Annotated in this window: 23 protein-coding genes; 10 read left to right on the top strand and 13 right to left on the bottom strand. The window is 44.0% G+C overall.

Going from position 1 to position 26786, the window contains the following annotated elements; genetic code table 11:
• The first annotated feature begins 88 nt into the window (after positions 1-88).
• Complete coding sequence (locus tag ACE01T_RS02665) at positions 89-466, top strand: hypothetical protein (protein WP_395518662.1); 378 nt, start codon at positions 89-91, stop codon at positions 464-466.
• A gap of 44 nt (positions 467-510) precedes the next feature.
• Here ACE01T_RS02665 and ACE01T_RS02660 read toward each other — a convergent pair whose 3' ends face one another.
• Positions 511-3405, bottom strand: coding sequence for a valine--tRNA ligase (locus tag ACE01T_RS02660; protein WP_180043205.1), 2895 nt, complete (start codon positions 3403-3405; stop codon positions 511-513).
• A 185-nt stretch (positions 3406-3590) separates the two neighbouring features.
• Here ACE01T_RS02660 and ACE01T_RS02655 point away from each other — a divergent pair, with 185 nt between their 5' ends.
• Together ACE01T_RS02655 and ACE01T_RS02650 are read left to right on the top strand one after the other, a co-directional pair.
• Positions 3591-4277: a hypothetical protein gene (locus tag ACE01T_RS02655; protein WP_395518661.1), complete on the top strand. Its 687-nt coding sequence runs from the start codon at positions 3591-3593 to the stop codon at positions 4275-4277.
• Between the two features lie 20 nt (positions 4278-4297).
• Positions 4298-5104: an SDR family oxidoreductase gene (locus ACE01T_RS02650; RefSeq protein ID WP_395518660.1), complete on the top strand. Its 807-nt coding sequence runs from the start codon at positions 4298-4300 to the stop codon at positions 5102-5104.
• A gap of 218 nt (positions 5105-5322) precedes the next feature.
• Here the strand turns inward: ACE01T_RS02650 and ACE01T_RS02645 are convergent, their stop codons facing one another.
• The 8 genes from ACE01T_RS02645 to sdsA all read right to left on the bottom strand — a co-directional run bounded on the left by ACE01T_RS02645 (position 5323) and on the right by sdsA (position 15997).
• Complete coding sequence (locus tag ACE01T_RS02645; protein WP_180043202.1) at positions 5323-5757, bottom strand: YbjQ family protein; 435 nt, start codon at positions 5755-5757, stop codon at positions 5323-5325.
• Positions 5758-5760: 3 nt separating this feature from the next.
• Positions 5761-6117 carry a YbjQ family protein gene (locus ACE01T_RS02640; RefSeq protein WP_180080651.1) on the bottom strand — a complete coding sequence of 119 codons (357 nt, stop codon included), beginning with the start codon at positions 6115-6117 and terminating at the stop codon, positions 5761-5763.
• Positions 6118-6222: 105 nt separating this feature from the next.
• Positions 6223-7683 carry a multidrug efflux RND transporter AdeIJK outer membrane channel subunit AdeK gene (gene adeK, locus ACE01T_RS02635; RefSeq protein ID WP_180080681.1) on the bottom strand — a complete coding sequence of 487 codons (1461 nt, stop codon included), beginning with the start codon at positions 7681-7683 and terminating at the stop codon, positions 6223-6225.
• Positions 7683-10865, bottom strand: a complete 3183-nt coding sequence (locus ACE01T_RS02630) for an efflux RND transporter permease subunit (protein WP_086196868.1) — start codon at positions 10863-10865, stop codon at positions 7683-7685. The genes adeK and ACE01T_RS02630 overlap by 1 nt, the downstream gene beginning before the upstream one ends.
• 12 nt (positions 10866-10877) lie before the next feature.
• A complete protein-coding gene (locus ACE01T_RS02625) occupies positions 10878-12146 on the bottom strand; it encodes an efflux RND transporter periplasmic adaptor subunit (protein ID WP_180043201.1) in 1269 nt (422 codons plus the stop codon).
• Positions 12147-12177: 31 nt separating this feature from the next.
• Positions 12178-12783 (bottom strand): phosphatase PAP2 family protein, encoded by a 606-nt coding sequence (locus ACE01T_RS02620; RefSeq protein WP_180080653.1) that lies wholly within the window; start codon positions 12781-12783, stop codon positions 12178-12180.
• A gap of 147 nt (positions 12784-12930) precedes the next feature.
• On the bottom strand, positions 12931-14985 hold the full coding sequence (locus ACE01T_RS02615; protein WP_395518659.1) for a site-specific recombinase: 2055 nt from the start codon (positions 14983-14985) through the stop codon (positions 12931-12933).
• A 34-nt stretch (positions 14986-15019) separates the two neighbouring features.
• The gene (sdsA, locus tag ACE01T_RS02610) at positions 15020-15997 is read right to left on the bottom strand and encodes an All-trans-nonaprenyl-diphosphate synthase (RefSeq protein ID WP_086196865.1); all 978 of its coding nucleotides are present in this window, start codon (positions 15995-15997) and stop codon (positions 15020-15022) included.
• A gap of 436 nt (positions 15998-16433) precedes the next feature.
• Here sdsA and rplU point away from each other — a divergent pair, with 436 nt between their 5' ends.
• The 7 genes from rplU (at position 16434) to ACE01T_RS02575 (ending at position 22596) form a co-directional block, all read left to right on the top strand.
• Positions 16434-16745, top strand: coding sequence for a 50S ribosomal protein L21 (gene rplU / locus ACE01T_RS02605; RefSeq protein WP_086196864.1), 312 nt, complete (start codon positions 16434-16436; stop codon positions 16743-16745).
• Positions 16746-16763: 18 nt separating this feature from the next.
• Positions 16764-17021: a 50S ribosomal protein L27 gene (rpmA, locus tag ACE01T_RS02600; RefSeq protein ID WP_086196863.1), complete on the top strand. Its 258-nt coding sequence runs from the start codon at positions 16764-16766 to the stop codon at positions 17019-17021.
• A gap of 219 nt (positions 17022-17240) precedes the next feature.
• Positions 17241-17939, top strand: coding sequence for an outer membrane lipoprotein periplasmic chaperone LolA (lolA, locus tag ACE01T_RS02595; RefSeq protein ID WP_180176213.1), 699 nt, complete (start codon positions 17241-17243; stop codon positions 17937-17939).
• A 493-nt stretch (positions 17940-18432) separates the two neighbouring features.
• Complete coding sequence (locus tag ACE01T_RS02590; protein ID WP_300043451.1) at positions 18433-19221, top strand: RsiV family protein; 789 nt, start codon at positions 18433-18435, stop codon at positions 19219-19221.
• Between the two features lie 119 nt (positions 19222-19340).
• Positions 19341-20612 (top strand): serine--tRNA ligase, encoded by a 1272-nt coding sequence (gene serS, locus ACE01T_RS02585; RefSeq protein WP_395518658.1) that lies wholly within the window; start codon positions 19341-19343, stop codon positions 20610-20612.
• Positions 20613-20702: 90 nt separating this feature from the next.
• Positions 20703-22079 (top strand): siroheme synthase CysG, encoded by a 1377-nt coding sequence (gene cysG / locus ACE01T_RS02580; protein WP_395518657.1) that lies wholly within the window; start codon positions 20703-20705, stop codon positions 22077-22079.
• 37 nt (positions 22080-22116) lie between these two features.
• Positions 22117-22596 carry a tRNA (cytidine(34)-2'-O)-methyltransferase gene (locus ACE01T_RS02575; RefSeq protein ID WP_086196856.1) on the top strand — a complete coding sequence of 160 codons (480 nt, stop codon included), beginning with the start codon at positions 22117-22119 and terminating at the stop codon, positions 22594-22596.
• 57 nt (positions 22597-22653) lie between these two features.
• On the opposite strand, the gene ACE01T_RS02570 is transcribed toward ACE01T_RS02575, so the two are convergent.
• The 4 genes from ACE01T_RS02570 to lipB form a co-directional block, all read right to left on the bottom strand.
• Entirely contained in the window at positions 22654-24048 is a 1395-nt protein-coding gene (locus ACE01T_RS02570; RefSeq protein WP_395518656.1) for an APC family permease, read from the bottom strand.
• Between the two features lie 264 nt (positions 24049-24312).
• On the bottom strand, positions 24313-25497 hold the full coding sequence (locus ACE01T_RS02565; RefSeq protein ID WP_180042407.1) for an iron-containing alcohol dehydrogenase: 1185 nt from the start codon (positions 25495-25497) through the stop codon (positions 24313-24315).
• A gap of 1 nt (position 25498) precedes the next feature.
• The gene (locus ACE01T_RS02560; protein ID WP_166170413.1) at positions 25499-26032 is read right to left on the bottom strand and encodes a hypothetical protein; all 534 of its coding nucleotides are present in this window, start codon (positions 26030-26032) and stop codon (positions 25499-25501) included.
• A 77-nt stretch (positions 26033-26109) separates the two neighbouring features.
• A complete protein-coding gene (gene lipB, locus ACE01T_RS02555; RefSeq protein WP_180042405.1) occupies positions 26110-26769 on the bottom strand; it encodes a lipoyl(octanoyl) transferase LipB in 660 nt (219 codons plus the stop codon).
• Positions 26770-26786 lie beyond the last annotated feature (17 nt).

The raw sequence follows: 26786 nt of genomic DNA, 5'->3' as shown, positions 1-26786 counted from the left end.
GTAATGTACAAGTTGCTGTAGAAGCATGTTTAATTCGTCTGATCACAGATACTTTATAAAGCATTTTAATACTTTTTTGAATCTGTCAATGCGTAAGTCCTATAATAAATATAAAGAATATTTGTCTTTATCATCATCTTTAAATATTGAGAGCGAGAAAAAGTTGATTCAAGAATTGGAGAGTTTCGGGATTGAGACTTTAAATGATTTAGATAAACTAATTAATCGTGTTATTCAAAATTATAAAATACTTAAAAATAATACCATCCTTGGTTTATGTCGTGATGTAATGATGTTGGATGATATCAATAAATATTTTCAATTATCTTTTTTAGGGGCGACTAATTCATGGGGGGTTACTAACCCAGAAACTTATACTATGTTAAAACAAAAATATGAAGAGCATGAAATTGATTCTATTTTCAGTACAAATGAAATTGATATTATTGAAGAAGGCGAAGAATAAAAAATCCCCTCATTTGAGGGGATTTTTTGAATCAAACTACAGCATTAAAGCGCCGCAATTTGCTCCATATTCGCTTTAATCTTCGCTAACTGGTCAGCAAACTCAGCAAGTTTCACTTTTTCGCCTTCAACCACAGCAGCAGGTGCTTTTGCCACAAAACCTTCGTTAGAAAGTTTATTGGCAATTTGGTCATGTTGCTTTTGAACCTTGTCTAAGTCTTTTTGTAGACGACCCAATTCCGCTTTAGGATCAATCAAGCCCTTCATTGGAACGTATACAGATACATGACCTACAACAGAAGATGATGACAAAGGTGGTTGTTCGCCATCAGCCAAGAAGGTGATGCTTTCAACTTTCGCCAGTGCTTTGAACAGCGCTTCAATACGAGTGATCTGTGCTTTTTCAGCTTCAGTGGTATTTTGCAGAAGAACAGGCAACAAACGTGCATTACCTAAGCCCATCTCACCACGGATGTTACGAACCGCACCAATCAAACCTTGTAGCCATTGCATATCTGCTTCAGCCTGGTCATTCATCAACGACTCATCCGCAGTCGGGTACTGCGCAAGCATAATCGTTTCGCCAGTGATGCCAAGTTTAGGTGCAAGCGTTTGCCAAATTTCTTCAGTCAGGTAAGGCATTAATGGATGTGCAAGACGTAAAGATGCTTCCATCACCGCAAGCAATACACGACGAACTTCCGCTTTACGCTCTTCAGATACATTTTCATCGTTCAGAACAGGTTTAGTCAGTTCTACATACCAGTCACAGTATTCATTCCAGATGAACTCGTAAATCGCTTGTGCAGCTAAGTCTAAACGATAGGTTGCAAATGCAGTTTGTACCGCAGCAGTCGCTTTTTGCAGACGGCTGATGATCCACTGTTCAGGCAATTCCCAAAGATCAGGACGAGCCGTTTGACCTACCGTTTGACCTTCCACGTTCATCATAACGAAACGCGTACCGTTCCAGATTTTGTTGGCAAAGTTACGGTAACCTTCAACACGTTTCATGTCGAACTTGATGTCACGACCGGTGTTGGCCAGTGCGCAGAAGGTGAAACGAACCGCATCCGTACCATACGCCTGAATACCTTCAGGGAACTCTTTACGGGTTGATTTTTCAATCTTCGAAGCCTGTTTCGGGTTCATCAAACCAGTGGTACGTTTTTGTACTAGAGTTTCTAGATCAACACCATCAATCAAATCTAATGGGTCAAGCACGTTCCCCTTAGATTTAGACATCTTCTGGCCTTCGCCATCACGTACCAGACCGTGTACATACACAGTTTTGAACGGCACTTGTGGCGTACCATCTTCATTCTTCATGAAGTGCATGGTCATCATGATCATGCGGGCTACCCAGAAGAAGATGATGTCAAAGCCAGTCACCAATACATCAGTCGGGTGGAACGTATTTAAGAAGTAGTTTTCTGCATCTTTCTTGGCATCGCCAGTCCAACCTAAGGTTGAGAATGTCCAAAGACCTGAAGAGAACCATGTATCCAATACATCTTCGTCTTGGTTCAATTCAACATCGGCAGGAATGTTGTTTTTCGAACGAACTTCAGCTTCGTCACGACCAACATATACATTACCTTCTGCATCGTACCAAGCCGGGATACGATGACCCCACCACAATTGACGAGAGATACACCAGTCTTGGATATTGTTCATCCATGCCATGTACATGTTGCTGTACTGTTCAGGTACGAACTTAATACGACCGTCTTGAACCGCTTCAATCGCAGGTTTCGCAAGCGGCGCAATCTTCACATACCATTGGTCTGTCAATAGAGGCTCAACGATCACGCCCGAACGGTCACCACGAGGTGGTTTAAGCGTATATGGTTGGATTTGGTCTAACCAGCCTTCCGCTTCAGCTTGTTCTACTAACTTTTTACGTGCTTCAAAACGTTCTAAACCAATGTAGTCCGCAGGGGCAGGAATGGTTTTAGAAATTTGCTTACCCGCTTTCGCGATGTATTCAAATTCAGCCAATACTTCAGCATTTTTGTTGAAGATGTTGATGATTGGCAATTCGCAGCGTTTACCCACTTCATAGTCATTGAAGTCATGTGCAGGGGTGATTTTCACACAGCCGGTTCCGAATTCTTTGTCTACATATTCATCTTTAACGATTGGAACTGCACGACCTGTAATTGGCAGGATGATGTTCTTGCCAACAAGCGCTGCATAACGCTCATCATCCAGCGCAACTGCAACTGCTGTATCACCCAGCAAGGTTTCAGGACGAGTCGTTGCTACTACGATGTAATCTTTACCATCATGCGTGCGCAGGGATTTGTCTTCAAAGAAATATTTGAAGTGCCACAATGAACCTGCTTCTTCTTTATCTGATTCTACTTCCAGATCAGACAGTGCAGTTTGCAGTTTTGGATCCCAGTTAACTAAGCGTTTACCACGGTAGATCAAACCTTCTTCATGCAGTTTGACAAACACTTCTTTCACTGCATTGGATAAACCTTCATCCATGGTGAAGCGTTCACGTGACCAGTCAACCGAAGAACCTAAACGACGGATTTGGCGGGTAATGTTACCGCCAGACTGTTCTTTCCATTCCCAGACTTTTTCGATGAACTTTTCACGGCCCAGGTCATGACGGCTGATGCCTTCTGCACCCAACTGACGCTCTACCACCATTTGCGTTGCAATACCGGCGTGGTCAGTACCTGGTTGCCATAAGGTATTTTTGCCTGACATACGGTTAAAACGAGTCAGAGCATCCATGATGGCATTGTTAAAACCATGACCCATGTGCAAGCTACCGGTGACGTTTGGTGGCGGAATCATGATACAAAATGATTCGCCTTTTTCAGACGGCTTGAAGTAACCGCGCTCTTCCCAAGTTTGGTACCATTTTTTCTCGATCTCGGTAGGATCGTAGGTCGTAGCAATATTTTGCGCAGAATCAGTCATAGTGAAAACAGATCAAAAGTGAATAAAAAATTGCAGTTATTGTAGCAAAAAAAATGACAGATGAGGCAGCTAAAGAAAATGCAAAAATTAAGCATTTGGCACATACACAATTCGGTTCTATGATGAGAGTATTATAAAAACAGCGCAGATGATCGCAGAACAATACTAAAAAGGAGATGATCACCATGAATTATATGATTTCTTTAAAATTAAAAGCAGAAACACATCAACGGTTCTGGCAGATTCACCAGCAACTCAATCAGGGCAAAAGCGAAAGTCTGGCGAAACCGCTGGGTGAAGTCCTGGCGGATATCTCTTGTGAAATTGTGGATCAGGTGTTTGGTGAAATTGCCCGTTTATCTACCTCCAGTGACCGGGAATCTGAAAAAGTGGTGCAACAGATTTTAGATACGGTACGTAAATATATGCCGTGGTCGGTGTCATTTTTTGGTAATGACCGTCTCACTCCAATGGTTAATTATTTGATTGAAATGGCACATGAAAAAAATGATCAATACTATATTTCCTATCAGGTTGATCATGTACTGGTGGTGGAACTGTTAGGTTATGTGGAACAAGTCAAGAGTGGAAATAGCCAATATGTTTCGCCTGCCTTGAAAGCTTTTACCGAAATGGTCGATCAAGGTGTGACCTATTTGCTACGTGAGCCTAAAAAAATGTTGAAATTCAATTTGGTGGTTGATAAAACCCTGAATGGGGTGATTCATTTGACCACGCAAATGGGCTATAAACGTTTGGAAAAAATTGGAACTTATTATGATGCTCAAGATACTCATCGTTATCTTGATCATTTTCTGATGTTTTTGAACCCAGAGCCTAAAACGGACAGATCAAACAATTCTGAAACCTAATTTAAAACAGGAAGCATAACATGGCGCAGCAGGACAGTTTAAACAACAAAGTGGTATGGATTACCGGTGCATCTTCAGGTTTAGGTAAGGCTCTTGCTCAGGAGTGTGCCTTGCAGGGGGCAGAGGTGGTACTGAGTGCACGCCGTATCGATGAACTGGAAAACGTCCGTTTAAGCTTAACTCATCCTGATCGGCATATCTGTGTCAGTGCCGATATTACTGATGAAAATCAGGTTCGCCATGCTTATGAGCAAGTGCTGAACCAGAAAGGGAGTATTGACTGGTTAATTAATAATGCCGGCCTAAGCCAGCGAGCCTTAATTGCCGACACCACCATGCAAACTGAACGTGCCATTATGGAAGTGGATTATTTTTCGCAAGTTTTTCTGACCAAAACTGTTTTGCCGACCTTCCTGCAACAAAATTCGGGACGGATTATCTTTGTTTCTAGCGTGGCGGGTTTATTGGGTACCCAGTACCGTGCTTCATATTCAGCGGCAAAAGCGGCCATCCACATGTGGGCCAATAGCTTGCGCGCAGAGGTGGCACAAGAGGGTGTTCATGTCAGTGTGGTGTTTCCGGGTTTTGTCAAAACCAATGTGTCTTTCAACGCCTTAAATGGAGAAGGCAAACCGCAGGGGCATCAGGATGAAGCGATTGAAAATGGTCTGGAGCCAGAAGCGTTTGCCAAAACCGTGCTGAGTGCTTTGCTGAACGGTGAAGAATATATTGTGGTGGGTGGAACCAAAGAAAAACTGGGGGTATGGATGTCACGCTTATCGCCAAGTACCCTGTATAAAATGATCCGCAAGGCTAAGGTAAAATAATTAAAGCTCTTTCTATTTTAAAAGAAGAAGCTTTAAAGTCCCCCTTTGCAAAAGGGGGACTTAGGGGGATTCTAAATAGTAAAATGTTAGTCACGATATAATCCCTCCCTTGAGCACTTGAAATATATTTCGAATCTGCAACCGGAGATTTATCAATAATCTCCCTAAATCCCTCTTTAATAAAGAGGGACTTTGCTTTTATCGGGGGAGGATTAGGCTTATAGTTGAATCGCCGTTCCATAGGCAAACACTTCCACCATTCCGCCTTGCATGCCCATCTCTGTGGTACTGAGGCGTAAGCCCATAATCTGGGTTGCACCGATTTTCTCGGCTTCCAGTTTCAAGCGGACAATCGCTTCACGTCGGGCACGTTCCACCACACTTTCATAACTGGTCAGACGACCACCGAAAAAGTTCTGGATATTGGCAATCACATATTTAAAGTAATCATGCGAAATTACTACATTGCTGCTCACCAGTTGCCCCGGATATGAAGATATTTTAAAACGGCTATTATCCAGGGTGATATAAGCCAAACGCTGTTCATTTTCCGCCAGTGAATCCAGGTGCTTGCGTTCATTGTATCTGCCGAAACCAAAACCGAGTGCAAATAAAATGGCAAAAACAACTATCTGGAGAATTAACCCATCCATCACTTAGACCTGCGCTTGAAATGGATCGGGAAGTTTAGGAATGTTTGGCTCCACCACAACTGCTGTGCCATACACAAAAAGTTCCGAAGCACCTTGGGCAATATTGGAGGTTGAAAAACGGATGCCAACCACGGCATTGGCGCCCATTAATCTGGCCTTTTCAATCATGCGGTTCATGGCTTCCTGCCGCGACTCTTCCAGCAGTTCAGTATAGGCCGTCAGTTCACCACCGACAATATTTTTTAAGCCTGCAAGCAGGTCACGTCCGACATGCTTACTGCGTACAGTGCTGCCATAGACCACATCGAGTTGACGAATAACGGTATGACCCGGAACAGATTCTAAATTACTCAGCAGCATGTTTTGATATTCAAATGAAATGGGATTTATTGAAGATAGGAAATCATGTTTAAAAAAGCAATAAAAAAGCCTGCATGGCGCAGGCTTTTTTATCATATTGGAATATTACTGAGCACTGTTTGCCGCTTTGCGTTCAGCCGAAGAAGGTACCTGTTGAACGGCATCACCGGTGTTGGCTTTAATACCGCCACCCAGGGTCTTATACAATTCAACCTGGTTATTCATGTTGGCTTGTTCAAGCAACAATAAACCCTGTTCGGCTGCATATGATGCACGTTGTGCATCCAGTACCGTCAGGTAGCTGTCAATACCGGCGCGGAAGCGGGCATTTGACAATCGGTAAGTGGTATTGGTTGCATCCACCAGACGGCGCTGTGCTGCCAGACGGTCACCAATATTTTGACGTACCGCCAGGGCATCATTCACTTCACGGAAAGCGGATTGAATCGATTTTTCATAGTCAGATAAGGCAATTTGCTGATCTGTTTCTGAAATCTTGATGTTGGCTTTACGCGTACCCCAATCGAAGATTGGCAGGTCGATGCTCGGACCCACTGACCAGACAAATCCACCTGATTTAAACAGGTCGCTCAAGCTGGTTGAGGCATAGCCTGCGTTGCCGGTCAGACTGATAGTCGGGAACATGCGTGCTTTGGCTGCACCAATATTAGCACCCGCCGCAGACAGTTTATATTCCGCAGCACGAATGTCAGGACGATTATTTAACAAGTCACTTGGTAAACCGGCACCAATGGCATTGCTTTGACTGATACGTGTGACACGTTGAGTCGGCAGCAAATTGGCAGGAACCGCTTGACCGACAAGCAGGTTCAGCAGGTTTTGTGCCTGGGCAATTTGGGTCTTGTAATTGGCCACATCGTTACGGGCCGTTTCTACAGAAATTTGTGCCTGACGCACAGGAACTTCACTGTCGATACCGACATCGAAACGTTTTTTATTGAGGTTATAAGACTCAAGCTGGGCTTTCAGCGTTTGCTCGGCAAGTTTTAAATTGGCATTGGCAAACGAATAATTCAACCAGGCTTGTGCAACCTGACCTATCAATGCAATTTGAGTCGCATCACGCGCACTTGAAGTCGCTAAATACGTATCTAAAGCATTGTCTTTCAAGCTGCGCACGCGGCCCCAAAAATCCAGCTCATAGGCAGTCACACCTAAGCCGACATTGTAGCTGGTCATCGCACCCTTGGTGTTCATTGTATCCTGACGCAGTACACTGCCACTGGCACCAATGGTTGGCAGCTGGTTGTTCTGGGTAATTTGGTACTGCTGCTGTGCACGCTGAATATTCAACGTTGAAGTACGCAAATCACGGTTATTAGCCAATGCCAGATCAAGCACTTGAAGCAAGCGTGGATCGGCAAAAAAGTCTTTATAACCTTTTTCAGCAATTGAAGGTCCAGAACTTGCGGTTAAATAACCCTGTTCTGGAATATTTGCTTGAGCTACGGGCTCTGGGCCACGCATGCTTTGACAGGCTGTCAAAGCAAGCGCAAGTGCAGATACCGCAATGCTACGACCTGAAATAGACCATACCTTTTGCATCACGATGCTTGCTCCTGATTATTTTGGTTTTTAGGTTTGTATTTAAAGATACTTCGAATCCAGACGTAGAACACCGGAATAAAGAAGATACCCAATAAAGTCGAACTGATTACGCCACCCAGTACACCATATCCGACTGAATGTTGGCTACCTGCACCTGCACCTGCAGCCAGTGCAAGCGGAAGTACACCAAAACCGAAGGCAAGGGTGGTCATAATAATGGGACGTAAACGCATTTTCGCTGCATGAAGCGTCGCTTCAAGCAAAGGCTCGCCTTTATCCTCCTGCAGCTCCTTGGCGAATTCTACAATCAGGATCGCATTCTTCGCAGCCAAACCAATGACGGCAATAATCGCGACCTGGAAGTAAATGTTATTCGACAAGTTTGGATCTTTCAGTACGATCATGCCAAGGAACGTTAAGCCAATTGCACCGACAATACCTAAAGGAATCACCAACAGTACCGAGAATGGAATAGACCAGCTTTCATACAATGCAGCAAGACACAGGAACACGATTAACATAGAAAGCCCATATAGACCCGCAGTTTGCGAACCTGCTTCACGTTCTTCTAAAGATAAACCTGTCCATTCATAGTCAAAACCGCTCATGCCCATTTGTGGCAGTTTGGCAATGATTTCTTCCATGGCGAGCATTGCATCACCAGAGCTGACGCCCGGTGCAGGGGTACCCTGAATATTCACCGATGCAATACCGTTATAACGTTCAAGACGTGGCGAACCATAGGTCCATTCACCGGTTGCAAAGGCAGAGAACGGCACCATTTGTCCCAGGTTGTTACGTACGTACCACTTGTTTAAATCTTCCGGCATCATACGCGCATCGGGTACGGCCTGAACATAGACTTTTTTCACGCGACCGCGGTCAATAAAGTCATTAATGTATGAACCACCCCAAGCAATACTCATGGTGCTGTTGATTTCAGAAATACTGACGCCCATAGCGCTGGCTTTTTCATTATCAACATAAATTTTGTATTGCGGCGTATCTTCTTGGCCGTTCGGACGCACACCGACAAGACGTTTATCTTGTGCTGCCATACCCAGAATCATGTTACGGGCAGTAATCAGTTTTTCGTGACCACTACCTGCAGCATCTTTCAACTGCAAGTTAAAGCCAGCAGAAACACCCAGTTCCGGCATTGCAGGAAGCTGCAAAGGCATCACGTAAGAGGCATCTTTGGCAATCACGTTCAGGGCCATACCACGCTGGATGATGGCACCGATTTGAGATTCAGGTGTTGTACGCTCACTCCAGTCTTTTAACTTAATGAAGGCTAAACCGGCATTCTGACCGATACCCGTGAATGAGAAGCCCGCAACGCTGAAGATAGAATCGACATTGGCCTTTTCACCTTCCATAAAGAAACCGTTCATTTGATCAATCACTTTTTCGGTACGATCAAGTGTGGCATTCGGTGGAAGCTGAACCAGCGTCATTACTACACCCTGGTCTTCATTCGGCAGGAATGAACTTGGCAGGTTCTTGAACATGAACAGCAAGCCAGCGATGACCACGGCATAAATGGCACCCGCAATGATTTTATGAATCAGCAGTTTGCCTACCCATTTCTGGTAACCGACTGATAAGCGGTCAAAGCCATGGTTAAACCAGCGGAAGAAGCGTGCGAACACACCATTGCTTTCCGGCTTGTCTTTATCATGCTGTTTCAGCAAGGTTGCACAAAGCGCAGGAGTGAAGGTCAGGGCAATGGCCAGGGATAAAATCATCGCGGTCACAAGCGTGATCGAGAACTGGCGATAAATTACACCGGTCGTACCACTGAAGAATGCCATCGGTACGAATACTGCGGTTAATACTGTCGTAATACCGATCAGGGCACCCGAAATCTGTTGCATCGACTTTTCAGTCGCCGTAACCGGATCGAGATGTTCTTCCTGCATCACTCGTTCTACGTTCTCGACCACAACAATCGCATCATCCACCAGCAAACCAATTGCAAGGACCATGGCAAACATGGTGAGGGTGTTAATCGAGAAGCCAAACAGGTTGATGATGGCAAAAGTACCCAACACCACTACAGGCACGGCCATGGTTGGAATCAGGGTGGCACGCCAGTTCTGCAAGAACAGGAACATCACCAGGAATACCAGCACAATCGCTTCAATTAAGGTGTGAACCACACTTTCAATCGAAAGTTTGATAAACGGCGTGGTATCAAACGCCAACTGGTCTTTCAAACCACTTGGATAGTTTTTGCGCAGTTGTTGCAAGCGCTCTTCTACTGCAGTTGCCGTGTCGAGTGCATTTGCACCGGTAGCCAGTTTAATTGCTACACCGCCAGCAGGTTTACCGTTGAATTTAGACCGGAACTGATAGGTGTCAGAGCCTAATTCAACTTTAGCCACATCACCCACAGTCACTTTTGCACCAGAACCGGCATTTTTCAAGAAAATGGCACGGAACTGTTCAGGTGTTTGCAACAGGCTTTGTGCATTTACAGTGGCATTTAGTACCTGGCCTTCAACAGCAGGCGCACCACCGAGTTGACCTACTGCAACCTGTGCATTCTGGGTGCGCAGTGCGGTCACAACATCACTTGGGGTCAGCTGGTAACTGCTGAGTTTTGCTGGGTCCAGCCAGATACGCATGGCATAAGAACCACCAAAGACCTGAACTTCACCTACACCAGCTACACGGCTTAGCGGTTCAGAAATATTCGAGTTGACGTAGTCTTTGATGTCGGCATCAGAGAGTGAACCATCTGGCGAGTAGAATGCAACTACCTGCAGGAAGCTGGCACCCGATTTGGTCACCTTGAGGCCCTGACGCTGTACATCTTCAGGCAGCAGGGCAGTTGCGGACTGTAATTTGTTTTGCACCTGAACTTGTGCAATATCAGGATCAATGCCTTGTTCAAAGTTCAATGCAATAGATGCCTGACCGTTACCGGCACTGTTGGACGAAATATAGCGTAAGCCATCCAGACCGTTCATTTGCTGTTCAATGATCTGGGTGACTGTATTTTCTACAGTTTCAGCAGATGCACCTGGATAGGTCGCAGCAATGGTTACCGTTGGCGGTGCAATGGTCGGATATTGTGCAATGGGCATTTTGCTGAGGGTTAAAATACCCGCCAGCATAATCACCAATGCAATCACCCAAGCAAAAATCGGGCGATGAATAAAAAAGTGAGCCATTCAGTCTACCCCTTATGCATTTGAAGTAGCTTTTTGTTCAGTTTTAGGTTGTGCTTGGCCAGCAGGTTGGCCTGCTTTATTTGCATCTGCCGCAGGCTGACCTGCACCCTGAGGTGCTGCAGCTTGAGGCTGGTAAGGTTTGGCAACCACGGTTGCGCCTTCTTTCACCTTGGCAATACCATCAACAATGACTTTTTCACCCGTTTGCAAGCCTTTGGTCACAATCCAGTCTTTGCCTTGCACACCGGCAGTTTCAACCGGACGTGTTTCAACCACACCTTTGGCATTCACGATCATGGCAATCGCCTGACCTGTTGGGGTACGGGTAATCGCTGCCTGAGGAATCAGCATGGCATTCGGAATAACACCTTGCACGATTTGAGCAGTTGCATACATGCCTGGAAGCAGTAAATGGTTCGGGTTCTGGAACACAGCACGCAGCGTTACCGTACCGGTTTCCGGATTCACACTGGCATCGGAAAATGCAAGACGACCTTCAATTGGGTAATAACTGCCATCTTCAAGCTTAAGCTTCACTTTAGTATTGTTGCTGCTACCCAAATTGCCTTGGCTCAACTGTTGACGTAAACGCAGCAGCTCGGCACTCGACTGGTTAATGTCAACATAGATTGGATCCAGGCGTTGCACTGTCACTAAAGGTGCTTCCTGGCTTGCGGTAACCAGGGCACCTACAGTGACGCTTGAACGGTTGGTTTGACCTGAAATAGGTGAACGAACGGTAGAATAACCGAGGTTGATTTCTGCATTTTTAAGTTCGGCCTGGGTTGCCGCGACATCCGCTTCAGCCAGTTTTACTTGTGCAGCAATATCATCATATTCTTGTTTTGAAATGGCATTGGTGCCGACAAGTTGACGGTAACGTCCTTCTTTCACGCGTAATAGGTTTAAGTTGGCCTGCTGACGGTTGAGCGCAGCACGTGCACTGGCGACAGTTTCACGGTTGGTTCGCGAGTCAATTTCATACAGTGCCTGTCCTTGACGGACATAACTTCCTTCAGTAAACAGACGTTTAAGAATGACACCACTGGTTTGTGGACGGACTTCAGAAATTTCAAATGCCGTCATACGACCAGAAAGTTCTACCGATTGCTCTACGCTTTGGGGTTGAGCAACAATGACACCGACTTCAGCCGGTGGCATTTTTTGGGCTGCTGCAGCTTGCTGCGCATCCTTGGGATCTTTGCTACAACCAACAAGTGCAATACTTGTTGCTAATGCGCAAGCGGTAAGGGCGGGTGCCCATAGCTTTGCAGACATCATTGTTCCACCTCGATTAGATTCTTCTCTAAAACTAATTTCTTTTTTCTCTACTTAATTTGGCATACAGCAGATAAAGTAGTGTGATCCAAATAAAACTTATGCTCCAACCCGCCAAGACATCAGAGGGGAAATGCACGCCCAGATAAACCCTGGAAATTCCCATAACAAACAGCCAGATAAAAGCACATATACAAACCAGTATGTGCTGGGGATGTTTTTGACTGAGATAAATTGCAAGACAACCCAAAGTTGCGGCATAAAGGCTATGCGCACTGGGAAATGCAGCACCATAGCTTGCAACCAGATGATACATTTCGGGTGGGCGAGGTCTTGAAATTACATATTTAAGTAGCCAAACCGTGGCAGTACTTCCGATCAGCCCCATGCCAATAAAAACAACATTTGTAAATTTTTTATACCATGCCTGCTGTAAACACCAGACTGTGGTTAAAAATAACACAAATGGCATACCGCCTATAGTCGAAAGTGTGATGAATATTCTATTTAGTGGCACGCTACGATGCTGGCTCAACCATTCAATCATCACCCAGTCGAAGTGATTCAAGAATGGCGTAACCAACATTAATATGCTGAAAATAAATAAGAAAAATCCTACACCAAGCAACAGATAAGGCATGTAAGCAACCTTTGTTATCTTAGTCGATTGAAGCATGACTAATGAATGGTTAAAGTGTACTCATCAGTACACTTTATTTCAAGTATGTGTAAATTATGCTTTTCTTTTTACCGATTTTTTAACATGAAGTAAAACAAAAATAGCAAATTACTTGAGTGCCGATTTTTGCGGTGTTGAAAATTCATCTACTTCTAATGGAGTTTTTGGCGGCCAAAAAAAGTCACTGGGGCGAGTCAGGAAGTGGGTGAGTACCAGTTTGGCCAATGGCTTCCATTGTTCAAAGCGAACGCGGCGAGCACGTAACGCGACAATAATCGTTAAAGTAAAACTCACAAACAGGTTGGTCAAACCAATTAACAATACACCTAAAAATGACACAATAATCAAGCCAATTTCAGGGCTGCCATTAATACAAATCAAACCCTGAATAAAGTTGGCTGAAGCAAAGGCAATGTGGCGAATATCCAGAGGTAGCCCTAAAATAAAACCGATGGTGCCCATACTGCCAAGCATGATTCCGAACAGGAAGTTCCCCGCTAATGCGCCTAAATTGCGTTCGATATAGGCGGCAAATTTATTCAGGCGTTCTTGCCCCAATAACTGTTTTAAGTTTGCATGGGCCTGTAAACGTGGACCCACCTTACGGTACACCGCCATGTTGTCAAAATAGCCGGCAATCAGTCCTGAAAAGAATAGACACACCCCGGCAATCGCTGCATGAGGAATGGCCAGTGAGGTAAATGGATTGAGGGAATGTAAGGTTTTGGTGGCTTTGACATGAGTTAAAAGCGGTTCATCCATGCCGTACTGCCAGAGCAGGGTGATGACGGCCGCAGTAGGAATGGCAATGGAAATATTACCTAGAATGGCAATGAACTGGGTGCGGATGATGTTAATGATCAGTGCGGCAAGTTCAGCAATCTGTGCGGTTTTAGAGCCTTTGGTCTGTTGTACCGTTGCTGCAAGTGCTGCGGCAGTCATGGCGGGCTGTTTGGTGGCAACGGTAAAATGCAAGACATGAATCAGCATAAACCCGAATGAATAATTCATGCTAAAGACCAAGGCCTGCATGATGGGTGCCATGGCCATTCGCGCAGCCAATATTTTCAAGCTGGCCATGGTGGCAATAATGACACCGGCACCTGCAGCCGATTTATACATCGACCAAAAACCTTGCTTGTCGGTACTTACATAGTGTTCACCGGTTTTACTGGCATTCTCGGTGACCTGTAATGCAATCAGTTCGCTATTGGCGGCTAAAAGTGACCGGACACTGCGCTCGCTATAAATGGCATGGGTGATATCGACCAGCAACAAGCCTAAAGATTCATAGCGAAGCTGGTCTTCATCCATAATCAGATTAAGTAACAGTTCAATACGGTCCAGACATTGTTCCAGTAATGACAGCAGATAGGTCAGGCTTAAACTCACACCAATTCTTTTGGTGGCACGACGAATTTTTAATACCACATCCCGACATTGCTCAATCATGACCAAAGCTTGAGATGCGTCTGGAGGAACAATTAAGGCCATCGGATCGGTGTTTTGATGCAGTGCCTTGTAATGCTGGATAAATTCATTGATTTCCCGGTTTTGTACCAAGAACGGCGATTCATATTCGGTAAGTTCCGGATGGGCGTTAATAAATTCCGGATACAGCCCAATGCCACTAATCCGGTAAGATAAAACGGTAATGGCCTTGATCAGCTCACTTTTAATTTTAAGCTTGTCTTGCTGATTGCTGTGACCCTGATTGATCAAAGCAAAGAGTTTTTGCCAGTCTGCATCGACAAGACTATCCAGCCAGTATTTGTCACTACGCTGATAAAAAACACGCCGTACCAAATCTTGCAGCTGGCTTTGATCATTAATCAGGGGAAGAAAATGCGCACCCAGCCGTTGAGCGAGCTGATTCCAGAAACCATCCAAAGACAAAATGCCAGTATCGGCATATAAACTAGTTTGCTTGTACTGGTTAATGAGTTTTAAGATAAAATTTTGAAAGGTAGTAACAGCGTGGGGTGTAAGCAGCAGTGCCTGGATGAAAGCCTGGAATTTATGGTTAATTTCGTCAAGATTGGTGGAGTCATCTGGGCGAATCCGGTTCACCAGCTCAATCAGCAGTGAATCATCAAGAACAGTCTGACTGGATTCAAGCTGCTCCTGCATTTTTAAAAATAGATCATTAAAATTTATATGCATAGGCGAGGGGTAAAACTATATTTTTCAAATACCGTTATTGAATCCGGTTGAGGGCAAGCTGGGCCAAATTAATCAGTGCCTGGCGATATTCACTTTCAGGAAGTGCATCTAATGCGTTCAGTGCAAATTGTGTTTCTTCAGTGGCACGTTGGCGGCAATAATCCAGAGCACCACAGCTTTGCACAATCTCGATCACACGTTCCAGCTGGTTAAGACCGCCGGTGGCAATACTACGACGAACAATTTCATGTTCTTCATCGGTGGTTTTTTGCAAGGCAGAGATTAATGGCAAAGTCGGTTTACCTTCCATTAAATCATCACCAATATTTTTACCTAATGTTTCCGCATCGGAAGTATAGTCTAAAATATCATCAATAATCTGAAAGGCATTGCCAAAGTGACCGGCAAAGACGCGCAGGGGTTCACGGTATTGTGGCGTGCCCGATAAAATGGCAGCACCTTCAGTGGCCAGTTCAAATAGGCGCGAAGTTTTACCATGAATAATGTCGAGATACGTCTTTTCGGTGGTTTCAGGCTGATGCTGTGCTTGCAGTTGCAACACCTCACCTTCGGCAATTTCACAGGTACCGGTAGAAAAGTCCTTTAGCAGGGTCATGTCATTCAGGTCGACCAGTAAATCGAAAGCACGGGAAATCAGAAAGTCACCGACCAGAACCGCAGTTTGGTTGTTCCATGTAGCATTGGCTGTAGGACGACCGCGGCGCAAGCCTGATTCATCCACTACATCATCATGGACCAGCGTTGCGGTATGCAGCATTTCAATAATCGCTGCCAGTTTACGCTGGCGTTCGATATCTTCTGCGCCGCAGGCTTTGGCTGCCAATAGGCACATGATTGGGCGCATACGTTTGCCGCCTGCTTCAACCACGTGTTTACTTACCGCCATCACCAAGGCAACTTTTGAAGTGATTCCTTCATTGATAAATGTGTCCATCGCAGCAAAGTCTGAAGCAACAGGAGCGAGAATGTCTTGCTTAAAATCGATGGCCATATGAAGAGAAACCTCTAAAAATTGAATTGCTTATTTATAGTTTAACAACTATAGCTGATATAAGGCGAAGATATTAATATAGTTGTTTAAAACCTGACTAGGCAAATGGTTTTAAATTTAACCGCATTATTATTATCCAGCCAGATGTGTGATGGAACTGGCACTCGGGTTTTTATACTAGCGAATTGAGTTTAAAAATCTATTACATTGACAAAACGTCAGCTCTACATACATAGCTAAAGGGTCATTTTTTAATACGCTTTGATCGTTTATAAAATAAACTGCGGACAAAGTGCAAAAAAACGCTTAAATGGCTTGTTGTTTGATTTATTATCACTTAATATGTTTGCCCTTATATATCCCCCCAGTGGCGTTCGTATTAAGATCGATATATTCCTTTATCGGCACGACGACACGGGCATGTTTGGAGTACATTATGTACGCAGTAATCCAAAGCGGTGGTAAACAACACCGTGTGGTTGAGGGTGAAACCCTTAAAGTAGAATTGTTGAAAGCTGAAACTGGTACAACTATTACGTTTGATGACGTATTAATGCTTGTAAACGGCGAAAGCATTCAAATTGGTGCTCCAGTTGTTGCTGGTGCGACAGTAACTGCTGAAGTAGTTAGCCACGGTCGTCACGACAAAATCCGTATTGTTAAAATGCGTCGTCGTAAACATTACCGTAAACAACAAGGTCACCGTCAATGGTTTACCGAGTTGAAAATTACTGCTATTTCAGGCTAATTACGAGGATTATGAAACATGGCTACTAAAAAGGCTGGTGGATCGACACGTAACGGTCGTGACTCGAACCCTAAAATGCTAGGTGTTAAAATGTACGGTGGTCAATCTGTGACTGCGGGTAACATTATCGTTCGTCAACGTGGTACAGAATTCCACGCTGGTGCAAACGTAGGTATGGGCCGTGACCATACTTTATTTGCTACCGCTGATGGCGTGATCAAATTCGAAGTGAAAGGTCAATTTGGCCGTCGCTATGTATCTGTTGAAACTGCATAAGTTTTAATGGTACGAAAAACCCACATTTGATGTGGGTTTTTTTATGTCTGTAAATCGGTGAAATAATGGTTGCCATCTTCATCATGATGTAGAAATGGCTACATTGGCTATTAATAACAATACAAAACTTCTTATTTTCTCAATTATTAGGATTAAAAATTGGTTTAAGATGGACGCATTGAACAAATTGCGATACTGCAAATAAAAAAAGGTGATGATATGAAAATGCTTCGTAAAACTCTGTGTGCGATGACCTTGGGTGCTGTAACGCTTGCACCGGTAATGAGTACAACTGTTTTTGCTGCCCCTGTAGCAGCATCGGAGCAGCAAGCAACCAACAATCTGGTCAAGCAGTTAAGTAATATTCGCACATTGTCTGCTAACTTTGAACAAACCACAAAAGCGACTTCTGCTGGTAAAGCCCCGCAGAAAAAAGGCTTGACCGGACAACACATGAATCAAACCTTTAAAGGGGTGATGAAAGTGGCTCGTCCTGGCAAGTTCTTCTGGGAAACTACCAGTCCAGCCAAACAGACCATTGTGACTTCCGGTAAAACAGTATGGATTTATGATCCCGATTTACAGCAAGCCGTCCGTCAAAGTCTGGATGAACAGGTGGCAAATACGCCTGCGTTATTATTGTCGGGGAATACCAGTCAGATTATGAAGTCTTATCGTGTCACTCAACCAGATAAAGGCAAGACCTATTACACCTTGTACCCTAAAGTGAAAGACAGTGCATTCCAAAGCCTGACCATTAGTTTTGGCGCGAACAAGGCCCCAAGTTTGATGATTTTGCAGGATTCATTGGGGCAAACCACCTATGTGCGCTTTAATAATGTGAAATTGAATCCATCGATTGCTTCTTCAACCTTCAATTTTACACCACCAAAAGGTACCGATATTATTGATCAATAATATATTGATTTATAATATTTAATTATGAGTTCGTCATAAATTGAAAAGCAGTCCTGTGTGGCTGCTTTTTTATTGGATATGCTGTTAAAAATGAGGGAAATTTTTATTCACCCAGCACCACCCTACAAGAATATGTTCAAGCTCGAACCTAAACATCATAATGCACAATATTTCAAAATCAGCGGATGTGCAGAGGGCTAGGGCTATCTGTTATCTTATCTCTATCATATCCATACAGAATCTTCCAAAGTAGTGATTCTCAAGGTGTAAGATTTAACACTTCAGTCTCAGGCAGGAATTATCCTGGGTGTGCATGTGCCCTTGAGTTTTCACGATAACTGGGTTGAGCTATCTTAAAATCAGGCAATTTTTTATACAAATGCCTCATTATTCAGCTAAACAGGGTTAAAGATACATATTTTAAATGTTATTCAGGGATCTGGCTTTGTATAGTGAAGCCGCATGATCAAAGGCACTAGGTTGTTAAGATAAGATGAAAATACGCACGAATCAACAATGGCTCTGGGCTGTTCCGGTTTCTTTGGCAGCACTCGTTATGGCAGGTTGTCAGGAGCGACCTGCACCGCAAAAGGAACAGGTTAAGGTAGAAAAACAGGAAGCTTCTTCTACAATTCCATTAATTCAAGCCAAGGTTGTTCCTGTGAAATTAAGCAAACCGGAAGTCTGTGATGCGGAAGGTTGTACCCAGTATGAGATTCAGACGGTAAAGAGCAACTTGAAATGGGTGGATGACTATTTTATCGATCGGGTGAAAAAAGCCGATCCGATTGCATTTTCTACCACGCCCAATGAAAAGATCAATGCTGCCGAAGGAGCGAGTCCCAATTTAAGTCAAAGCTCGACCTATATCCGTTTTGTCAGTCAGCAGTATGACCGGGCAACCTTTGCCATTCAAACTTATACCTATTCATCCGGTGCTGCGCATGGCATGTATCATCAGGAATTTGTCAATTTTGACTTGAAAAACAAAAAGCGTCTGGCACTGCAAGATATTATGGTCAAAGGTGCAGAACAGCAATTATTGAATACTTTATATGATTCAAACAGCATCTGGCTGGAACAGCACAGTATAGATAGAGAAAAACTGAAATTAAGTGATAATTTTTACTATGGTGCCAATGGTATTGTCTTTGTTTATCCCTTGTATGAGCTGGCTTCCTATGCAGAAGGCATGACTGAACTGACCTTGCCTTATTCTGCACTCACTAAACTGATTAAAGCTGAATATCTGCCAGCTTTACCCAAGTATCCATCGTCCTAATTTAAGCTTAATTCGGGTAAATTTGCTTTAATAAGCCACAGCTGTCCGCTCGATCACTGTCTTTTTTAGTGTTTAGCGCTTACACTATAGCCAGTTTTTTTCTTTGCAAAAGATTGGCTATGATCGACCCGAAATTAATCCGAAATAATATTGAGGCTGTAAATTTAGCCTTGGCAAAACGTGGTGTACAGCTGAATGTCGAAGAGTGGGCTTCACTGGAAGCTCGCCGTAAAGAGCTTCAATCGAAAACTGAAGCTTTACAAGCAGAGCGTAATTCGGGTGCTAAACAAGTTGGCCAAATTAAAAAATCTGGTGGCGATGCATCTGAAATCATGTCACGTATGGCTGCCATTGGTGATGAAATTAAAGCTGCTGAAGTTGCACTTGCTGAATTGCAAACTGAAATTGAAACCAAGTCTTTAAGCATTCCCAACATGCCGCATGAATCTGTACCTGAGGGTAAAGATGAAGACGACAACGTTGAAATTTTAAAATGGGGCACACCGCGTCAATTTGATTTTGAAATCAAAGATCATACTGACCTAGGGGAATGGATGGGCGGTTTGGAGTTTGAAACCGCAACCAAATTGACCGGTACACGTTTTAGTGTTCTGAAAGGCCCATTGGCGCGTTTACAACGTGCGCTAACCCAATTCATGCTGGATACCCATACCCTAAAAAATGGTTATACTGAAGCCTATGTGCCTTATCTGGTGAATGCAGATTCATTGCGCGGTACAGGTCAATTGCCTAAATTTGAAGAAGATTTATTCAAATTGCAGGGTGAAAAAGAATATTACCTGATCCCGACTGCTGAAGTGCCGGTCACTAACTTTGTACGTGACGAAATTATTGATCCTGAACGTTTGCCATTGAAATATGCCGCACATACGCCATGTTTCCGCAGCGAAGCAGGTTCATATGGTCGCGATACCCGTGGGTTAATCCGTCAACACCAGTTCGACAAAGTTGAGATGGTGCAAATTGTAAAACCTGAAGATTCGATGCAGGCTTTGGAAGAACTGACCGGGCATGCTGAAGGTATTTTGCAGGCACTCGGTCTGCCATACCGTAAAATTATTCTGTGTGGTGGTGATATGGGCTTTGGTTCAACCAAGACCTATGACCTTGAAGTTTGGGTACCGAGCCAAAATACCTACCGTGAAATCTCTTCATGTTCAAATATGGGCGATTTCCAGGCCCGTCGTATGAAAGCACGCTACCGTGTCGACCAGAAGAAAACCGAATTCGTGCATACCCTGAACGGTTCAGGTCTGGCTGTTGGCCGTACCTTGCTTGCGGTGATGGAAAACTACCAGCGTGCAGACGGTTCTATTGAAATTCCTGAAGTGCTACGTCCATATATGGGCGGTGCGGAATTTATTGATTGATCTTCGGATTGATCAATAAATTTATGAACAGCACAATTTTGTGCATGAAAATTGCTTAAGACAGTCAGATTTAAAATATTGAGGTCATTCGTGGATATCTTTCCAATCTCTTTAAAGTTGCAACAGCAACCTTGTCTGATTGTCGGTGGTGGGCGCATTGCCTATCGTAAGGCCGTACTTTTGGCAAAAGCAGGCGCAGTCATTGATGTGATTGCGCCTGAAATCGAAACTGATTTACTAGAGATTGTTCGTGCCAGCCAAGGGCAATATGTCCAAGCATCTTTTAGTCCAGATATTCCATTACGCCCTTACCGGTTGGTGATTGCGGCAACCAATGACAAAGCGACCAATATTCAAGTTTTTGAAGTTTGCGAAGCTGAAAAAATTCTGGTGAATAGTGTGGATGATCTACCGCATTGCCGTTTTATGGTGCCTGCCATTATCGACCGTTCTCCTTTGGTGGTTTCGATTGCCACTAATGGCAAATCACCAGTTTTATCCCGTCAAATCCGAACCCAACTGGAAGCCAGTATTCCGCATGGCATGGGCAAGCTGGCAGAGTTTTCTGGAAAATGGCGTGCTGCAGTCAAAGCCAAAATTGAAAATCCAGATGAACGCCGTATTTTTTGGGAAGACCTGTATGCCAGTCCACTCAAAGAACAGGTGTTTAATGACAATATTGCTGAAGCGGACCGTTTAATTGAACAAGCCTTAATGGAATGGAAAGCGCCAAAAGGTGAAGTCTATCTGGTGGGCGCAGGACCGGGTGATCCTGAACTGTTGACCTTAAAAGCACTGCGTTTGATGCAGCAGGCAGATGTGGTTATTTACGATCGTTTAGTGTCACCTGCAATTATGGACTTGTGCCGCCGTGATGCGGAAAAGGTTTATGTGGGTAAAGCCCGCTCCAATCATAGTGTGCCGCAAGAAGGCATTAATGCACTCTTGGTGGAATATGCTGCAAAAGGTAAACGTGTCTGCCGTTTAAAAGGCGGTGATCCATTTATTTTTGGTCGTGGTGGTGAAGAGATTCAGGAACTGTTTGCTGCAGGTGTGGCTTTTCAGGTGGTTCCAGGGATTACCGCGGCTTCAGGTTGTTCAGCCTATGCCGGTATTCCTTTAACCCATCGTGACTATGCACAAAGTGTGCGCTTCCTGACTGGACATTTAAAAGAAGGTTCACCAGAGTTACCTTGGAGTGAGCTGGTGTATGAAAATCAGACCTTGGTATTGTATATGGGGTTGGTAGGTCTGGAAAAAATCTGTGCCCAGCTGATTGCCCATGGCCAACGTCCAGACATGCCGGTTGCACTCATTTCCAAAGGGACTACCCCTGACCAGAAAGTGGTGGTTGGAACCTTGGCCGATATTGCTTCAAAAGTGTCAGAACATCAAATTCAAGCGCCAACCCTGACCATTATTGGGGAAGTGGTAAAATTGCGCGAACAATTACAGTGGCAAGGCTAATTCGAGTCTTGTTACATTGAAAGAGTAGAGAAATCCTGTGATCCACGTTGTTTTATACGAGCCTGAAATTCCTGCAAATACAGGGAATATCATTCGTTTATGTGCCAATACCGGTGCGCAGTTGCATCTGGTAAAACCGCTGGGTTTTGAGCTGGATGATAAAAAGCTGAGACGTGCAGGTCTGGACTATCATGAATGGGCGCATATGAAAGTGTGGGAAAACTTTGCAGAATGTATAGCGCATTTAAAAGAACAGGGAATTGAGAATGATGCCATCTATCCCTTAACCACCAAAGGTTCTGAAACTCCGCATACCTCAAATTTAAACCGCCCGGTGGCGTTGTTGATGGGACCGGAAACACGTGGTCTGCCTGAAAATGTGCGTATGATGTTTCCGGAAAAACACTGGATTCGTTTACCCATGGCTGCTAATTCACGTAGTTTAAATTTGTCTAATGCTACAGCAGTTATTCTGTATGAAGCATGGCGTCAGCAAGGTTTTAAAGAACTGGTTTAATTTCAGATCATAAAAAAAGACGCATTGAGCGTCTTTTTTTTGCATGAAGTCAAAGCATTAATGCGTATCATCAAACTCGTTGTGCTGCGGAGCGGGGTGTTTGAAGCCTTTGGTTTTATAACCCAGATACAAAATACCGAACATTGCCCACCATAAACCAAATTTTAATGCGGTATCTTCAATCTCTAGCCACATCGCAAAAATGCTCAGGAAGCCAAGTAAAGGAATGACCACAAAGCTGAGAATGTCTTTGATGCTTTTGGTGCGACCATCTCGTAAGGCATAACGTGAAATAACAGACAGATTTACAAAGGTAAAGGCAGTGAGGGCACCAAAACTGATCATTGAAATCACGATGTCTAAGTCCATGAAACCAGCAGTTAAGGCCACGCCACCAACAATCAGGATGTTGTAAACAGGTGTGTAGCTTTTTGGGCTAATATGACCAAAAATTTTCTTATTGATCACGCCATCACGACCCATCACATACATTAAGCGTGAAACACCTGCATGTGCAGAAATACCGGATGCCATTACCGTAACGATTGCAAAGTAAAGCACCACAGTTTTGAACGCTACTCCCCCAACGGCTTGAAGAATGTCCGGCTGAGTTGCAGCAACATCTTCAAAATATGTCTTTGGATCGTTCGGGAAGTAAATTTGCATGAAATAGGTACTGATAATGAAGATAATACCTGCGATGAGTGCCGTAAGGAAAATCGCTTTAGGTAGAGTCTTTTCAGTCTCTTTGGTTTCTTCTGCCAGTGAGCTGAGTGAGTCAAAACCAGTAAAAGAGAAACAAAGCAATGTTGCACCGGTAATTAACGGACCCAAAGCCGTCATTTCATTCCAGAACGGTTCCAGACTCCATAACTGGTATTTGGCATTCGCTAATGTACCATCGGCATTGATCCCACCTGCGAGTAGAGAGTAAACCATCCAGGTGAAGTATGCGATGACAGCCAGCTGAATCAATACAATCAAGCCGTTGAAGTTGGCAACAAATCTGGCACCACGCAAGTTTACGCCAGTCATAAATGCGGTCAGTGCAACAACCCAAACCCAATGGTTAACCTCAGGGAATAGGGCTTCCAGATAAATGACTGCCAAAATGATGTTGACCATGGGTGACAGTAGATAATCCAGCCATGATGACCAGCCCACCATAAAACCGACATTAGGGTGAATCGATTTTTGTGCATAAGTATATGCCGACCCTGATGATGGATAACGACGGATCATGTGTCCATAACTAATAGATGTAAATAGTATTGCAATCAGGGCAATAATGTACGAAGTTGGCACGTGGTAATGGCTTTCTTCAGCAACCAGACCGAAGGTATCAAATAATGTCATTGGCTGAATATAAGCTAAACCAATAATAATGATGTGCCAGAGTCCAAGCGTTTTTTGCAGTTTAGCTGTCGATTGAGTCCCAGAGATAGTTGTCAACGGCGTTATCCTCTTATCGTTGATCAAGGATCAGTCATGTTTACAAGGATCGTTTGAGACGAACGATCCCCCCTAAATGAATAAAACAAAAGTGCGCCAATCTACTCTAGTTTGGTACGTTTTGCCAATATCTTTGTGAGTTTTTAATGCAGAAAATATGCCACTTGATATAAAAAACTAACTTTAATTTTCTATAAAGTAAAAGCCTGATGCTTAAAAAAACATCAGGCTAATTTTTAGCTATATTCGCTTAATTTTCAATGTTTACCAAGCTTTTTCTAAAATCGCTTTTAAATCATTCAAGGTGGCTTCTTTCGGATTGTAAATAATGGAACCATCATTTAATGCTTTGTCTGCGACTTCATCCAATTGTGCTTCTGAAATCTTGTCGGTTTCACGTAAAGTACGTGGCAATTTCGTCAGTGCATACAAGCGATCACGCATGGTCAGAATCGTAGCAATGGTTTTATCGGCACGTAAATGGGCAGGGGTTTGCGCATAAATGTCTGGACCTGCTAAAGGTAGCAATAATTCTGCAAGCTTGTCGCCATTCACCTCTTTATTGTACTCAAGCACATAAGGCAGGAACAGGTTCATGCACAGGCCATGTGGCAAATGTGCAACTGCACCTAAAGCATGTCCAAGGGAATGCACCAGGCCTACCATGGAGTTGGAGAACGCAATTCCGGCCATGGTGGACGCTTGTGCCAGTTCCAGACGGCCAAACTCATCAGCTGGATTATCTAACACATTGAACAGGCTGTTGCTCACTTTTTTGATGGCAGCTGTCGCATAAGCATCACTGATCGGATTGGCAGCCATGCAAGTATAGGCTTCAACTGCATGGGTTAGTGCATCCATGGCTGTCATGGCAGTTAAATGTGGTGGCAAAGTCTGGGTCATGCGCGGATCCAGAATTGCCGCATGCGGCATCAGATAATAGGATGCAAAGGGCATTTTGACATTTTTTTCAAGATCGGATACCACAGCCACCATGGTCACTTCTGAACCCGTACCCGATGTGGTAGGAATCACAAAAAATGGTTTTAACGGTTTTGGCAGGTTATGTGCACCTGAATATTTAAGCAGGTCATCGCCACCTTCGGTCACCAGAATATTGGTTGCCTTGGAAGTATCAATCACTGAACCGCCACCGACAGCAATAATCGCATCACAACCATTATCACGATAAGCTTTCGCTGCATTTCGGACGGTTTGTACGCTTGAATCAGGTGGAACATCATCAAAAATATAACCAATGACTGCATCGGTAGATTCAAAAGCTGCTTCAATTGGTGCAAGCAGATTGTTGCTGCGTACACCTTTGTCAGTAATGATCAGAGGACGTTTGGCACCTAAAGTAGCAAGTTCAAACGGAATATGTTCTAAGGCAGCATGACCTGCAATGACTTTGACCGGACAGAAAAATTCGTAATAAGGCTTAGCCATGTTATGCACTCCGTTTAAAATAGGATTGAGCTACTTTCAAATAAATATTTGCAGCTCCAGTCAGTTTTTCTTTTAGGCTTAATTCGGTCGGATATTGTTTTACAGCAAGCTCCGCAAGGAGTTTAGGTAAAATAAGCGCTTCCATTTTGTTTAAGCAGCGGACCAGACGAATGGCAAATGCAATATCTCCATCGGCTATCATACGGTCATGGGCAAAGGCCTGTGCGGTACTTTCCTGAAAGGAAAATACTAAAAAGGCATGGCTTAAGTGCTTAAAAGTAATGGTGAGGTCAGGTTTGCTGTCTACAGATTGCAGTAATTGTAATTGATGGTCTTGCGTGACTTTTGCAATAAAAGCCGGGCCATGGGGAAATACTTTCATTGATAGAACGAAACCCACCGGGAATTTTGCAACTTCCTGTTTGACTTCGGCGTCGACTTGACTCGCCATTACCAGACCTCTGCCAATCACATCCATCATGAGTTTGACATAGGTCAGTTGTAAAGCGGGCTTAACGGATTTGGTTGAAATCACTTGTGTATCCCTTATCTAAAGAATATTTTATTAGTTTAGAGTAAATACTCTAATTTATTTTTATGTCAAAAGCAAAATTATTGTTGCATGATTTGAACTTCACTAAAGTAACCGCTGTTGTTTAAAGTTTCAATGATATCGAAGCATAAGTTCTCGAATTTTGGATAATCTTGAACTAAATCCTGAATGCGTACCATCTCCAGGCCAGCATAACCACAGGGGTTAATGGTGTGGAAACCAGACAGGTCACAATCAATATTTAGAGCCAGTCCGTGATAGCTGCGTCCTTTGCGGATTTTAAAACCCAGCGAACCAATCTTGCGCTCATTGACATAAACGCCCGGCGCATCCGGTTTGGCATAGGCTTCAATGCCATATTTGTTCAGCAGTCCAATCATTAAATTTTCAGCATAAGATACCAGCGTGCGTACATTCCAGCCCAAGCGGTTTAGGTCAAACATAAAGTAGGCTACCAGTTGGCCTGGGCCATGCCAGGTGACTTGTCCACCGCGATCCGTTTGTACCACCGGAATATTGCTGGGTATCAGAATATGTTCCGGTTTGCCAGCTTGACCTTGGGTCAGCACATCATGATGCTGCAAAATCCACAGTTCATCTGGCGTATTCTCATTGCGGTTTTCAGTCAGCTGTTTCATATCCTGAAAACGGTCGAGATAAGGTGTGAGCTGGTTAAATTGACGAATAATCAGTTTGGGTTTTAGAACAGCATCAGTCATGTGAAGTGCGTCCTTAA

The organism is Acinetobacter uliginosus (genome assembly GCF_044130295.1).
Lineage (GTDB): Bacteria > Pseudomonadota > Gammaproteobacteria > Pseudomonadales > Moraxellaceae > Acinetobacter.
This window is presented reverse-complemented; position numbering and strand designations above follow the sequence as displayed.